11 protein-coding genes are annotated in these 13,612 nt (G+C 72.0%); 3 read left to right on the top strand and 8 right to left on the bottom strand.

The window, feature by feature from the left end; all coding sequences use genetic code 11:
* Nucleotides 1–84 precede the first annotated feature (84 nt).
* The 3 genes from B042_RS0117070 to B042_RS0117060 all read right to left on the bottom strand — a co-directional run bounded on the left by B042_RS0117070 (nucleotide 85) and on the right by B042_RS0117060 (nucleotide 4,950).
* Complete coding sequence (locus tag B042_RS0117070; RefSeq protein WP_028649330.1) at nucleotides 85–210, bottom strand: SapB/AmfS family lanthipeptide; 126 nt, start codon at nucleotides 208–210, stop codon at nucleotides 85–87.
* Nucleotides 211–230: 20 nt separating this feature from the next.
* Entirely contained in the window at nucleotides 231–2,867 is a 2,637-nt protein-coding gene (gene lanKC / locus B042_RS0117065; protein WP_028649329.1) for a class III lanthionine synthetase LanKC, read from the bottom strand.
* A 790-nt stretch (nucleotides 2,868–3,657) separates the two neighbouring features.
* On the bottom strand, nucleotides 3,658–4,950 hold the full coding sequence (locus B042_RS0117060) for a class I SAM-dependent RNA methyltransferase (RefSeq protein ID WP_028649328.1): 1,293 nt from the start codon (nucleotides 4,948–4,950) through the stop codon (nucleotides 3,658–3,660).
* Between the two features lie 219 nt (nucleotides 4,951–5,169).
* Between B042_RS0117060 and B042_RS0117055 the strand changes: the two genes are divergently transcribed.
* Nucleotides 5,170–5,835: a TrkA family potassium uptake protein gene (locus B042_RS0117055; RefSeq protein ID WP_028649327.1), complete on the top strand. Its 666-nt coding sequence runs from the start codon at nucleotides 5,170–5,172 to the stop codon at nucleotides 5,833–5,835.
* A gap of 1 nt (nucleotide 5,836) precedes the next feature.
* Complete coding sequence (locus tag B042_RS0117050) at nucleotides 5,837–6,520, top strand: TrkA family potassium uptake protein (protein WP_028649326.1); 684 nt, start codon at nucleotides 5,837–5,839, stop codon at nucleotides 6,518–6,520.
* Nucleotides 6,521–6,535: 15 nt separating this feature from the next.
* Here the strand turns inward: B042_RS0117050 and B042_RS23680 are convergent, their stop codons facing one another.
* Nucleotides 6,536–7,342 carry a DUF3159 domain-containing protein gene (locus tag B042_RS23680; protein ID WP_036555507.1) on the bottom strand — a complete coding sequence of 269 codons (807 nt, stop codon included), beginning with the start codon at nucleotides 7,340–7,342 and terminating at the stop codon, nucleotides 6,536–6,538.
* 246 nt (nucleotides 7,343–7,588) lie between these two features.
* Here B042_RS23680 and B042_RS0117040 point away from each other — a divergent pair, with 246 nt between their 5' ends.
* A complete protein-coding gene (locus tag B042_RS0117040; protein ID WP_028649325.1) occupies nucleotides 7,589–8,680 on the top strand; it encodes a serpin family protein in 1,092 nt (363 codons plus the stop codon).
* An 8-nt stretch (nucleotides 8,681–8,688) separates the two neighbouring features.
* On the opposite strand, the gene B042_RS0117035 is transcribed toward B042_RS0117040, so the two are convergent.
* The 4 genes from B042_RS0117035 to valS form a co-directional block, all read right to left on the bottom strand.
* Nucleotides 8,689–9,429 (bottom strand): PIG-L deacetylase family protein, encoded by a 741-nt coding sequence (locus B042_RS0117035; RefSeq protein ID WP_028649324.1) that lies wholly within the window; start codon nucleotides 9,427–9,429, stop codon nucleotides 8,689–8,691.
* A 45-nt stretch (nucleotides 9,430–9,474) separates the two neighbouring features.
* Nucleotides 9,475–10,284, bottom strand: a complete 810-nt coding sequence (locus B042_RS0117030; protein WP_028649323.1) for a DUF3710 domain-containing protein — start codon at nucleotides 10,282–10,284, stop codon at nucleotides 9,475–9,477.
* A 58-nt stretch (nucleotides 10,285–10,342) separates the two neighbouring features.
* Nucleotides 10,343–10,819: a dUTP diphosphatase gene (dut, locus tag B042_RS0117025; RefSeq protein WP_028649322.1), complete on the bottom strand. Its 477-nt coding sequence runs from the start codon at nucleotides 10,817–10,819 to the stop codon at nucleotides 10,343–10,345.
* A 117-nt stretch (nucleotides 10,820–10,936) separates the two neighbouring features.
* The gene (valS, locus tag B042_RS0117020; protein ID WP_028649321.1) at nucleotides 10,937–13,510 is read right to left on the bottom strand and encodes a valine--tRNA ligase; all 2,574 of its coding nucleotides are present in this window, start codon (nucleotides 13,508–13,510) and stop codon (nucleotides 10,937–10,939) included.
* Nucleotides 13,511–13,612: the final 102 nt, after the last annotated feature.

The following is a 13,612-nucleotide window of genomic DNA, read 5'->3' as shown; positions in this document are numbered from 1 at the left end:
AGGTCCGTTCACCGGACCCGATGCCGTGGGGCCGGATTCCCAGCCCCACGGCCCGGTCGCGCCGCGCTCATCCGCGGCGCGCCCCTAGCAGGTGGTGACGCTCAGGCTGCTGTCGCCGCACAGCAGGAGGCTGGCGGTGCTGGTGGCCGTGGCCTCGCCGTGGGCCTCGTCCTTGGCGGTCTCCAGGGACTGCAGGTCGAACAGGGTCATGACTGATATCCTCTCGTCGGTTACTCGTTCTTCTTCTCTTCTTTGTTCCGGGCCATGGCAGTGGCCCGGCTCTGGGTCCGCCTCAGCGGAGGGAGGAAGGGCAGTTGGGCGGGTGCGCCGCGCGCCGCGGTGAGCGCGAGCAGGCATCCCGCCGTGCCCGTGGAAAGGTCCATGGAGAGCCGCATCAGTTGCTCTCCCGGGAAGGCCAGGTGGCCCCGGTAGCGCATGGCGTAGCGCGACAGGGCGTCGACCTGGCGGTGCACGTCCCCGGCCCCGGTGCCCGGGGCGGTCGTCCGACTCAGGTACAGCACCATGCCCGCCAGGCCCCGGAAGAGCCCGGGCTGGGCGTAGAAACCGGACCGCGCGGCCCCGGCGATCTCCGGCCGGGCCCGCTCGAACTCCTCGTCTGCACGGTGCTCCAGATAGTCGTCGAGCACGATCCCCACCCCCACGCTGCCCGCGCCGAGGTAGGGCATGGTGCGCCACCCCTCGTCCACCTGGAGCGTGCCGAAGGCGCTGGTGACACAGCGGTCGAGATCGGCCCGGAGCGCCCGTTCGGCCGAGTCGAGCAGCCCGGTGTCACCGGTCCTCTCGTACAGGCGCAAACAGAGCAGGGCCACACCCGCGCCTCCGTAGAGCAGACCGGCGCGGCGGCGTTCGGGCGGAGCGCCCAAGAACCCGTGTACGGCCAGTTCCGCGCAGCGGAGCGCTCCCGCCGCCGCTTCCGGATCGCCGGTGTCAGCGGCCAGGGAGTCCAGCGCCAGACCGATCCCGGCCGTCCCGCTGTGCAATCCGGGTCCGAGCCCCTCCCACGGCTGAGCGAGGACCAGTTCGGCCAGTGCCAGGGAGGGTTGCCCGTAGCCGAGGCGGCGCAGGACCCAGGACAGGCCGGAGAGGCCGTCGAAGAAACCCGGCGGGAAACCCGAGTCGGGTTCCTTGCTGTGCCGCAGCAGCCATTCCTCGGCTTCAGGGCATCGCGGGGCGCCGCTCTCGGCGAGGGCGTAGAGCACCCCGGCGGTGCCGTAGCCGAAGGAGAGCCCGCCCCCCACTGTCGTGAACTGGGCGATGTCACCGGGGAAGCAGCGGTCCTCCCGGTCGGGTGAGGCCGAGGCGAGGATGGCACGGACCATCGAGTCCCGGCCGCGCGGCCAGTCCCCCGGCTCGGCCGGCAGGTAGGGACCGTGCACGCCGGTAGCGGCCGGGGGCGCACCCGTACCGTCGTCCGGGTCGCGCAGGATCTCCGTGACGCCGGCCTCCAGGAACTCCCGGGCCTCGGGGAAGACACGCGCGGCCTCCTCCGCCAGGTGCCGGACCTTGCTCCGGTCCATGGCCAGCACGCTGGTCAGGGGCAGGAGGAGGGCGATGCGCAGGCAGGCCAGCGCGTACAGGTCCACATCGAACCCCCGGCGACCACGCGGGGCGACGAACCCCGGGTTGGCGACCGTCTGGCGGCTGTCCTGGCCTGCGTCCCGGGCCGCCTCGAAGTCGAGCAGCACCACCGAGGACTCGTCCTCGGCGACCATGATGTTGAACAGGTGCAGGTCGTTGAAGACGATGCCGCGTTCGTGCACGGCCCGCACCGCCTCCGACACCAGGCCGTGCACGCGCATCGCCCACCGGCCGTAGTCCCTCAGCGCGTCCGGCGCGGGGTCGGCCTCGACCAGGGGGTGGCGGCGCGCGAAGAAGGAGTTCAGCGGCTTGCCCTCGATGTACTCCATGACCAGGAAGTGGTGGTCGCCGAGGGTGAAGGCGTCCTTGACCTCGGGGGTGCAGGGCAGTCCGGCGAGGCGCTCCAGGGCGGTGCGCTCCTGTTCCAGGCGGCGTACCGCGTCGGCACCGTCGGCGGCCAGGCCAGCGTGCGGCCGGGCCTCCTTGAGCACCACCGACTCGCCGGTGCGCCGGTCGCGCCCCGCGTAGACACCGCCGCCGTTGGAGAAGTGCAGGGCCCGTTCGATGTCGTAGGGCAGACCGGTGACGTCGACGGCCCCACGCGCCTCCAGGTGAGGGCGGAGGAAGTCGGGGACAGGCACCCACTCCGGCAGGCGGAAGACCGGACCGCGGTGGTCGGGCACGAGCACGCCTTCGGCGTTCTCCAGCGCGGGCACCGCATCACCGTGCTTGTCGTAGCAGTGCCTCCTGGTGAAGCTCCCGTAGCGCAGGTGGACCGGTCCCGCGTTCCAGCGCACGTCGCTGAGGACGTACGGTCCGGGCTCACCGCCCACGAGTGCGTCCAGCCCCGCGGCGACCGATGCGCACTCGCCGTCGTCGGCCGGGTAGACGGTGATGAACTTCCCGCTGCCCCCGCGGTCGGCGTACTTGGCATTCCGGTTGTGCAGCAGGTACCGGGTGGGGACGAACTTGAAGGAGACGCCCCGCGCCACGCAGTAGTCCCAGACCCGGCCCAGGACCGACTCGGCGTTGTCCAGGCAGGCCGAGACGTGGATCTTCCATCCCTGGTCCGGCAGGCGGGGCTCGACGGGGCGCAGCGCCAGCCAGTCGCCGGCCCGGTGGCTCTGCCACCCCTCGGGCACCGGGCGCCGGGCCGCCTCGAAGACCGGGCCGCGCCCGTCGTCCGCGCCGGAGCCCGACCAGAGGCGGTGGGGCGTGTCGTAGAAGTAGCGGTCGGCGTCACAGAAAACGCCATACCCCCTGATCATACGAACTCCCTCAAAGCCGTTCCGTTCAGCGACATCCAGATATTGACACAGCCCACATATCCGTGTCCATGCCTTTACGCATAGTTTTTACGGCCATTGATCGCCACCCGGAACCCTTACTCGAGAGTTAAGACCACCTCTCCGGTGAACCTCGCACTGAACATTCAAGCACCCTGCCAGGGGATTCTCCAAGATCACGCCGCCGCGCGGGGATGAGCGAAAACCACCAACCATCACACGGAACAACGAAAAGAGCAGGTCGGAGCCACGGGAGGTTTCTGGTGTGGCGTTTTTACACCACTGGGCCCCTGTCATCGAACTGTGGCTTCAAAAATTTCTGAGAACCCCGTGGCGACAGTGGAAGGTGAGCCGGACTCCCGGCCCCCTCGTGGACAGCACTTTCTTATCGGGGCAGGCGGAAACGGGCCCCTGGGCCAGGAAAACGTAGGACGAATTACCGTGGAGATTTCACTAGAGAACAGAAGGAACCCCACCCCCGGACGGATGCCGCAGAGGAATCAAATTCTATAGAGAAGTTTCCGACGACCACACATCCACCCCAACCCTGCCGCCAAACTCCAGAAAAATCCTTCACCCGGTTCACAGTGATGGATCTTAGAACTCGCGGCACAGGGCACCGCGGAACGGAAGCGGACCCTTATCAGACACTGGCGGAGAACGACGGATGAAATTCTTTACCACAGATGGGGTTGGCCGTAGGTTCTCGGGGAAAAGATGAGTGCCCGGGGCTCCGCCGACGCCGGGTCGGCGGAGCCCCGGGCGCGGCCTCCTAGGCACGCTCGCGGTGGCGGCGGGCCGGGCGCACCGGCTCCAGCACAGCGAGGCACTCCACGTGGTGGGTCATGGGGAAGGCGTCGAAGGCGCGCAGCGCCGTGAGCCGGTACCCCTCGCGCTCGAAGGAGGCCAGGTCGCGGGCGAGCGTGGCCGGGTCGCAGGAGACGTAGGCGACCGCGCGGGGCCGCATGCCCGCGACCAGGCGGACCGGCTCGGCGCCCGCGCCCGCCCGCGGCGGGTCCAGGACGACCACGTCGGCGCGCACGTCGGCCCACTCCCGCAACTGCGCGGCCACGTCCCCGTGCTCGATCCGCACCTGCTCCAGGTCCTTGAGGTTGTAGCGGGCGTCGCGCACGGCCTCGACTGCGCCCTCCACCCCCATCGCCCGCCCCTGCGGGCCGACTGCCTCGGCGAGCGGGGCGGTGAACAGTCCCGCGCCGCAGAACAGGTCGATCGCGGTCTCCCCTTCCCTGGGGGCCAAGGCGTCCATGACCGCGCCGGTGAGGACCTCGCCCGCCGCCGGGTGCACCTGCCAGAAGCCGCCCGCGCCGACCCGGAACTCCCGTCCGGCGACCGTCTCGCGGACCCCGCGGCGCCCGCGCACCTGCTGGACCCGGCCGCCCTTGAACCGGCGCAGGACGGCGCTGGAGGCCTTGAGGTCGGGCAGGGGGCCCAGCTTGGAACCGGACGGGGTCACCACGACGGCGCGGTCGGCGCAGCTCGCGGAGGCGACCGCCTCCACGTCCCGCACGCCCTCCCAGGTGACGTCGGTGATCCCGAGCTCCTCCACTCCGGGGTGGGCGATCAGGCACCGGTCCACGGGTTCGACGTCGTGGGAGCGGTGGCGGCGCAGCCCGGCACGGCCGTGGGCGTCGACGGTGAAGCGCACCCGGGTGCGCCAGCCCAGGCCGTCGGGGCTGCCGGGCAGCTCCTCGACCGTGACCTCGCGGTCGGTCCCGGCGATACGGCGCAGTTGGTCGGCGACCACCCGGCCCTTGATCACGCGCTGGGCCGCCAGTGAGGCGTGCTGCCAGTCACACCCGCCGCAGCGGCCCGGACCCGCGAAGGGGCAGGGCGCCTCGACCCGGTCCGGGGAGGCCTCCAGTACCTCAACCGCCTCGCCGCGCAGGAAGCGCGACGTGCGCTCGGTGACACGCACCCGGACACGCTCGCCGGGCAGGGCGTGGCGGACGAAGACCACCTGCTCGTGGTGGCGCCCCACACACCAGCCGCCGTGCGCGGCGTCGTTCACGGTCAGTTCGAACTCGTCGCCCACACGGGTCGCCATGGAAGGGTCCTCAAGAGAGATCGGCCGGGTGCTGTTCGCGGGTGACCTGCGTGCACAGCCACCAACCGGATCCAATCTAGTGGACGTGCGGAGCCGCCCGGGACGCCCCCGCACACGGGGCTCCGGGGTCGCCGCGCGTGTCGGGAGGATGTGTGCCATGGTGTGACCGTGGAGCGGCGGCGCGGCGCCGCAGTCGAAAACGGCGATCCTGGAGTGATGGTGCACATCGTGATCATGGGGTGCGGGCGCGTGGGCTCCACCCTGGCGCACACCCTGGTGGACCTGGGTCACACCGTCGCGGTCATCGACCAGGACCCCGAGGCGTTCCGGCGCCTGCGCGGCGCGGTGACCAAGCACGCCGTCCGCGGCGTGGGCCACGACCGGGAGGTCCTGCTCGCCGCGGGCATCGAGCACGCCTCCGCCTTCGCCGCCGTCAGCAACGGCGACAACTCCAACATCATCTCCGCCCGGGTGGCGCGCGAGACCTACGGCGTCGAGCACGTGGTGGCCCGCATCTACGACCCCCGACGGGCCGAGGTCTACCAGCGGCTGGGCATCCCGACCGTGGGCACGGTGCGCTGGACTGCCGACACCATCCTGCGGCGCATGGTCCCCGGCGACCAGCGGCTCACCGCGGGGCCGGAGTGGCACGACGCCTCCGGCACCCTGGCGATGAACGAGGTCACGCTCCCCCGGACTTGGGCCGGACGGCGCGTGTCGGACCTGGAGTCGCGCACGCCGGTACGGGTGGTGTACGTGGCCCGGGGCGGCGGCATCCTACTCGCCCGCTCCGACCTGCCCCTGGAGGCGGGCGACATCCTGCACGTGGTCGCGCGCGGCCGGGACCTGGACGCGCTGCGCTCCGACGACGAGACGGGACACTGACATGCGGATCGCCATCGCGGGAGCGGGAAGCGTGGGCCGCTCCATCGCCGCCGAACTCGCCGCGAGCGGGCACGACGTCCTGCTGATCGACCGCGACACGCGGGCGATCGACGTCGACGACCTGACGCAGGTGGAGTGGCTGCTCGCCGACGCCTGCGAACTGGCCAGCCTGGAGGAGGCCCGCCTGGGCGAGGCGGACGTGGTGATCGCCGCCAGCAGCGACGACAAGGTCAACCTGGTGGTGTCGCTGCTGGCCAAGACCGAGTTCGGGGTGGACCGGGTCATCGCCCGGATCAACGAGCCCGACAACGAGTGGCTGTTCAACGACTCCTGGGGGGTGGACCTGGCGGTCTCCCCACCCCGGCTCATCGCCGACCTGGTCGAGGACGCGGGCGAGGACGGGTTCGCCGAGGAGGAGACGCCGCCGCTGCCCGGTGCGGAGATCGCCGAATCGGTGCTGCACGCCGAGAGCGCGTTCGTCGGCGGCCCCGAGAGCGCGCTCACCTCCCGACTGCCCGAGGGGGTGGCCCTAGTGGCCGTGGTCGGTTCCGGGGGCGTGCGCGCGCCCGGGTCGGAGCGGACCCTGGCGGTGGGCGACACCGTGGTGTTCCTCGCTGAACCCGGTGCCCTGGAGACGTTGGAGGGCCTGCTCGGCCCGGCGGACGGCTCGGACGGGGACGTCTGAGGCACCCGGGCGGGGTCAGCCCCGGCCGCCCCCGCCGCCTCGTCCGGCCTCCCCGTCGGGTCCCTGGCGCAGGGGCGTGCGCCCGCGCGCGAGCACCCACACCATGGCGGCGAGCCCGGCGACCTGGAGCGGCCAGCCCATACCGATCTTGGCCAGCCCGAGCAGGGCGAAGGTGTCGGCGATGTCGTAGTGGTCCATGAACCACAGGGGGTACTGCACGAGCACCCGGATCACGCAGGGCAGGACGAGCAACCAGGTGAGCTTGGCGGCCAGTGAGACCACGGCCGGATCGGCCCGCCAGGAGGTGAGGTCCTCCTTGTCGCCGATGAACGGGCCGATCATGAGGCCGATGGCGGGCCAGCGCACCAGGATGGACAGGGTCAGCACGACGGCGTAGACGGCGTTGTAGATGATGCCGGGCAGGAAGGCGTCGGCGGCCTCGCCGCTGCGCATGGCGAACACCGCGGCGATACCGATCCCGAACAGGCTGGTGACGACGTACTGCACCGTGGAGCGCTGGACGAGGCGGACCGCCCCCAGGACCAGGGCCGCCACCACACCCGCGGTGATCGCCACCCGCAGGTCGGAGTAGGTGCCGCCGAAGAGGGTGAGGGCCCCGTCGATCCTGGACAGGACGATGTAGGAGAGGGTGAAGGCCAGGGTGGGCACGGCCGCCTCGACCATACCGCGCTTGCCGCCCAGTACCTTGGCCAACTGGGAGCGCACGAGCGCCTCGACCGTGTCCTCGGTGACCTTGGGCCCGCCGTCGTCGGCACCCGCCGCCCGGGCGGCCTCCTCGGCGGCCCGCCGCTGCTCAGTCATCCCGCTCCCGGTCCGTGGTCGGTGCTCGTGCGTGTCCGGCCGTCCCCGCCTCGGGGGCCCGGTCCCGTCCCCGCCAAGACTAGTGGACACGCCGCCAAGGGCACGGAAAGCGCACCGGCTCCGCACTCCGCGACCCGCCCGGCGCGTGCTGTTTCGCGCTAGTTCGATACCTCTTGCCGTGTGTCCGGTGTCACGAACACCACCGGCCGTCCGTAGTCTGTCGGCGACACCCGAGGAGGCCGTCCCGTGCACACCCCCGTCCGCCGCGACCACCTGGAGTTCGCCGCCGCCCTGGACCGGGCGCTGGCCCGGCCCCGCGCCTCCCACGTGTGGTCGCCCTACTCGGTGGGCACCGTGCTCTGCCTGCTCGCCGCGGGCTCCTCCGGAGGCACCCGCGACGAACTGGAGTCACTGCTGGGCGCGGACCCGCACGCCCTGCTCACCTCGCTGGACGGGGCGGCCGGAGCGCAGGAGGGGCCGGAACTGGCCGCGTTCAACGGCCTCTACATCCCCGACGGCCTGGCGGTGCGCCCGGCCTTCACCGAGCTGGTGCGTGCACGACCCGCCGCCGAGGTGCGCGGAGCCGACGTGCGCGGCGACCCCGAGGGCGTGCGCCGCAGGATCAACGCCAAGGCCGCCGAGGCCACCCGCGGGCTCGTCCCCGAACTGCTCCCGCCCGGCAGCGTCGGCCCGGACGTGCGCATGCTGCTGGCCAACGCCCTGTGGGCGAAGGTGGTGTGGGCGTGCCCCTTCGAGGTGCGGGCCACGCGCGCCCGGCGCTTCCACGCCCCGGGCGGGGACCGGACGGTCCCCGCCATGCACCGCGAGGGGGATCTGACCTTCGCCCGCGCGCGTGGGTGGCGCATGGTGTCCCTGAGGGGCGAGCACGATCTGGCGCTGGACGTGCTGCTGGCGCAGGGCCGCGACGCCGTCCCCGACGCGGACACGCTGGAAGCCCTGTACCGCGCCAGGCGGCGCACCCCGGTACGCCTGGCACTGCCACGCTTCGCGGTGCGGACCGGGACCGGCCTGCTCGAACCCCTGGCACGGCTCGGGGTCCGCACTCTGGCCACCGACGCCGCCCGTTTCGACGGGATCAGCGGGGAGCCGCTGAAAGTGGACGCCCTGCTGCACCAGGCCGTGATGAGGGTGGACGAGAAGGGCGCGGAGGGGGCCGCCGCCACCGCCGCGGTCATGGTGAGGGCCGCGGCGGCTCCGACCCGGCCCGTCGACTTCACCGTGGACCGCCCCTTCTCCTTCGCGCTGCGGCGGGGCGGGACGCTCCTCTTCCTGGGCCGGGTCGCCGACCCCGAGGACCCGGGTCCGGCCAGGGGCTGAGCGGGCTCTCAGGTGTCGAAGACCTCGAACTCCGTGGCCAGCGCCGTCCCCGCCCGGCCGCCCGCCTCCCGGGCGGCGGTGGACAGGAACGCCTTCTGGTCGAACCCCTCCAGATGGGCCAGGTAGACCCCGTGCCGGTCCAGGGAGGCGATTCCCGCCGCCAGGTCCGCCTCGGAGAGCTCCACGTAGTGCGTGGGCCTCGGCGAGGCGCCGAAGGCCGCGAAGCGCACACCGGCCCAGGGGCGGAGCCCGCCGTCGAGCTGGTCAGCGAACACCCACCGGTTGGCGGCGTCGCGGACCGCGTCCAGCAGGGCGGGGCCGAGCACCCGGTGGTCGGCATGGTTGAACGAGGTCCCGCCCGGGAAGGCCTCGCGGAAGTTGATGGAGACGAGCACCTCGGGGCGGTGGCGCCGGATCGCCTCGGCCAGTGCGCGCCTGAGCGGCAGGCCGTACTCCAGCGTCCCGTCGGGGAAGTCCAGGAACTCCACGTCCCGCGCCCCGACCTCGGCCGCCGAGGCGCGCTGCTCGGCCACGCGCAGGGGCCCGCACTCGTGCGGGGCGATCGTGTCGATCCCCGCCTCGCCCCTGGTGGCCATGAGTTCGACCACGTCCTTGCCCTGACCGGTCCAGCGGGCGATCGCCGAGGAGGCACCGAACTCCAGGTCGTCGGGGTGGGCCACCACCGCCAGGGCGCGGTCCCAGTCCTCGGGGAGCGGCCGGGGGGCGTTGCTGTCCTTGGTCTGTGCCATGGCACCACATTAAGATGAACGCCGCCCCCGCGGCCGGAGAAGGGCTCAGGCCCCGTCGGGGCCGCCCGGCGCACTGCCGTTGGGGGATCTCCCGGCGTTGCCGCTCTGGGCCGCCTGATGGGCCGCACGGGCCTGGGCGGCGGCCATCTGCTCCTGGAGCTGCTTGGGAACGGTGATCTGCAGCAGTTCACCGGGGGGCGAGGGCTGCTCGCCGCGGACCACCACGATGTCGGCGAAGAGGCGTTCGATCTCGCCCATCGCCTCGGGTCTGGCCGCCCCCTCGCCGCGGACCACCCCGCGCAGCACCCAGCGCGGGCCGTCCACGCCGATGAACCGCACCCGTTGGGCGATCTGCTTGCCGTCCTCGGTCTTCTTGCCCTTGACGGGCACGACCGCCTGGAGTTCGGGGCCGAAGGTGCCGTCGTGCTCGTGGGAGTTGCCGCCCTGTTTGGCGACCTGCTCCCGCAGCTCCCGGCGCATGTCCTCCCACAGGCCCTCGCTCTTGGGCGCGGCGAAGGGCTGCACCTGGAGCGAGCTCTTGCCCTTGACCAGGGTCACGCCGATGATCGTCTGCTTGCCCCGGTCGTCGCGGGCGACGTTCACCTGGATCTGCAGGCCCTGCTCCATCGGCAGCCTGAGGCTGCCCAGGTCCATCCGCTTGGCCTCGGAAGGCTCCTCGGAGACGTCCCAGGGACCGGTGGCACGGTGCCGGTCCGACTCCTTGTCGGCCGACGCGGACGACTTCTCGGGCTCGACGACGTTGCCGAAGGAGACCTCCTCCCCGGTGGTGCTCCGGCGCGGAGCGTCCGTCGTCCCGGTCTCCTCGTCCTGCTTCTTACGGCGGCGTCCGAACACGCCCTCACCTCTCACGCTCTAGGTTGCTCCCGGGTCGCATCCGGGCTCTGGGGACTCCTCACCGCAGAGCGGCGTGCCCTCCGGTCGAACCGAAACCGCCGGTACCGCGCACCGATTCCGGCAGGGAGTCCGCCTCCACGAACTCCGCCCGCTCCACGCGCTGGATCACCAGCTGCGCGATGCGGTCCCCCCGTGACAGCCGCACGGGGGTCTCCCTGTCGGTGTTGACGAGTGTCACCCTGATCTCGCCGCGGTAGCCGGCGTCGACGGTGCCCGGCGCGTTGACGATCGTCAGACCGCAGCGGGCCGCCAGCCCCGACCTGGGGTGGACGAAGGCCGCGTACCCCTCGGGCAGGGCGATCGCCAGCCCGGTAGGGACCGTGCCGCGCTCCCCAGGAGCGAGTTCGACGTCGACGGCGGTGCACAGGTCGGCACCCGCGTCCGCCGGATGCGCGTACTCGGGCAGGGGAAGGCCGGGGTCCAGGCGGTGGACCGTGACGGCGATCGGACCGCCGGCCAGGGATGAGGTACTCACAACCGCTGAGCTTATCGCCCCCGGTGAGTGCTGCCGGTTTCCGGCACCGTCGAACGCCGGAGGGGCGGGAGCGGCTCCTCGCCGCCCCGCCCCGCCGAGCCCTGGTGTACCGGTCCCCTACCCGACCGGGTCCGGGAGCGTCACACCGACGGTCAGTTCGGCCTCGTCGGTGGCCTCGAAGTCGATCCCGGCGGCCCGGCCCGCGGCGGCGATGTCGCCCGCGGCGGCACGGGCGGCCCCGACACGCTTGCCGGAGACCCTGACGTGCTCGACCTCGGCCCGCATGGAGAGCTTGGCCTCGGACTTGGCCTTGCGCACGGCGCGCAGGACCTCGGCCGTGACCGCCAGGACGGCCGGGTCGCCGTCGGCGGCCGCGGCGCGGTACTCGGCCGCCTCCGGCCAGGGCTGGGCGTGCACGGAGCCCTCCCGCCACCAGCTCCAGGCCTCCTCGGCCACGAAGGGCACGAAGGGGGCGAAGAGCCGGTGCAGGGCACCCAGGGCGATGAGCAGGGCGGAGCGCGCCGAGGCGCCCTCGGCGGAGGAGGCGTCGTAGGCGCGGGCCTTGACCAGCTCCAGGTAGTCGTCGCAGAAGTCCCAGAAGAAGCGCTCGGTGCGCTCCAGCGCCCGGGTGTGGTCGTAGGCGGCGAACGCGGCGGTCGCCTCCTCCACCACGTCGGCGAGGGCGGCCAGCATCGCCCGGTCCAGGGGCTCGGTGATCCGGGCCGGGTCGGTGGAGGCGTCCCCGCCCGCCACCGACATGACGAACTTGCTGGCGTTGAGGATCTTGATGGACAGGCGGCGGCCCACCTTCATCTGGCCCTCGTCCATCGCGGTGTCGGTGCCCAGGCGGCCGCTGGCCGCCCAGTACCGGACCGCGTCGGAGCCGTACTTCTCCAGCAGGGCGATGGGGGTGACGACGTTGCCCTTGGACTTGGACATCTTCTTGCGGTCCGGGTCCAGGATCCAGCCGGAGATACCGGTGGTGCTCCAGGGCAGTGTGCCGTTCTCCAGGTGGGCGCGGACCACGGTGGAGAAGAGCCAGGTGCGGATGATGTCCTGGCCCTGGGGCCGGTAGTCCATGGGGAAGACGCGCTCGAACAGGTCGGGGTCGCGCTCCCAGCCCGAGGCGATCTGCGGGGTGAGGGAGGAGGTCGCCCAGGTGTCCATGACGTCGGGGTCCCCGATGAAGCCCCCGGCCTGGCCGCGGCGGTCCTCGGTGTAGCCCTCGGGCGCCTGCGAGCTGGGGTCGACCGGAAGCTGGTCCTCGCCGGGCACGATCGGCTCGTCGTAGCGCGGGTTGCCCTCGGAGTCCAGGGGATACCAGACCGGGAAGGGCACACCGAAGAACCGCTGGCGGCTGATGAGCCAGTCCCCGGTGAGGCCGCTGACCCAGTTCTCGTACCGCGAGCGCATGTGCTCGGGGTGCCAGGCGAGCTGCCTGCCACGCCCGAGGAGCGCCTCGCGCAACTGCGCGTCACGGCCGCCGTTGCGGATGTACCACTGGCGGGTGGTGACGATCTCCAAGGGCTTGTCGCCCTTCTCGTAGAACTTCACCGGGTGGGTGATCGGCGTGGGCTCACCGACGAGATCACCGCTCTCCCGGAGCAGTTCGACGGTGCGCTCGCGCGCGGTGTGGACGGTGGCGCCCACGAGCCGCGCGTAGGCCTCGCGGCCTCGCTCGGAGTCCAGCCCCTTGGGCGCCTCGGCCATGATGCGGCCGTCCCACCCGATGATCGGGCGCGTCTCCAACTGGAGCTCGCGCCACCAGGTGACGTCGGTGATGTCGCCGAAGGTACAGATCATCGCGATACCGGACCCCTTCTCGGGGTCGGCGAGGCGGTGCGGCCGAACCGGGACCTGCACGCCGAAGACCGGGGTGCGCACGGTGGTGCCGAACAGGTCCTGGTAGCGCTCGTCGTCGGGGTGGGCGACCAGGGCCACACAGGCCGCGAGCAGTTCGGGGCGCGTGGTCTCGATGTGGACCGGGGTGCCGTCGGGCCGGTGGAAGGCCAGCCGGTGGTAGGCGCTGGGCCGCTCGCGGTCCTCCAGCTCGGCCTGGGCCACCGCGGTGCGGAAGGTGACGTCCCACAGGGTGGGCGCCTCAGCCATGTAGGCCTCGCCGCGGGCCAGGTTGCGCAGGAACGCGCGCTGGGCGGCGGCTCGGGAGTTGTCGTCGATCGTGGCGTAGGTGTGCCGCCAGTCCACGCTCAGCCCCAGCCGACGCCAGATCGACTCGAAGACCTTCTCGTCCTCGACGGTCAGCTCGTCGCACAGCTCGATGAAGTTGCGGCGGGAGACGGGCACCTGCCGCTTGGGGTCGGGCTTCTCCGGCGGGCGAAAGTCCGGGTCGTAGGGGATCGACGGGTCGCAGCGCACGCCGTAGTAGTTCTGGACCCGGCGCTCGGTGGGCAGGCCGTTGTCGTCCCAGCCCATGGGGTAGAAGACGGCCTTGCCGCTCATGCGCTGGAAGCGGGCGACGGTGTCGGTGTGCGTGTAGGAGAACACGTGGCCGATGTGCAGCGAGCCCGAGACCGTGGGCGGCGGGGTGTCGATGGAGTAGACGTCCTCGCGGCTGCGGGTGCGGTCGAAATGGTAGACGCCGGACTCATCCCATACGTCGACCCACTTCGCCTCGATACCGTCCAGCGAAGGCTTGTCGGGCATGCGGAAGGAATGAGAGCGGTTGGTCATGGCCCAATGGTAGTGCGCCGACGGCCGTGATCGTTCCGGGTCCGGCACGGTTTCCGCGAATCGGACGCGCACCGGCGCGGACGCGCGCCCCCGGGCAGGTCG

The organism is Nocardiopsis sp. CNT312, from assembly GCF_000515115.1.
GTDB lineage: Bacteria > Actinomycetota > Actinomycetes > Streptosporangiales > Streptosporangiaceae > Nocardiopsis.
This window is presented reverse-complemented; position numbering and strand designations above follow the sequence as displayed.

What these genes read in the sequence shown, in the direction of transcription:
- B042_RS0117070 (WP_028649330.1), bottom strand. Translation starts at nt 210, where the DNA reads ATGACCCTGTTCGACCTGCAGTCCCTGGAGACCGCCAAGGACGAGGCC.
- lanKC (WP_028649329.1), bottom strand. Translation starts at nt 2,867, where the DNA reads ATGATCAGGGGGTATGGCGTTTTCTGTGACGCCGACCGCTACTTCTAC.
- B042_RS0117060 (WP_028649328.1), bottom strand. Translation starts at nt 4,950, where the DNA reads ATGGCGACCCGTGTGGGCGACGAGTTCGAACTGACCGTGAACGACGCC.
- B042_RS0117050 (WP_028649326.1), top strand. Translation starts at nt 5,837, where the DNA reads ATGCGGATCGCCATCGCGGGAGCGGGAAGCGTGGGCCGCTCCATCGCC.
- B042_RS23680 (WP_036555507.1), bottom strand. Translation starts at nt 7,342, where the DNA reads ATGACTGAGCAGCGGCGGGCCGCCGAGGAGGCCGCCCGGGCGGCGGGT.
- B042_RS0117035 (WP_028649324.1), bottom strand. Translation starts at nt 9,429, where the DNA reads ATGGCACAGACCAAGGACAGCAACGCCCCCCGGCCGCTCCCCGAGGAC.
- valS (WP_028649321.1), bottom strand. Translation starts at nt 13,510, where the DNA reads ATGACCAACCGCTCTCATTCCTTCCGCATGCCCGACAAGCCTTCGCTG.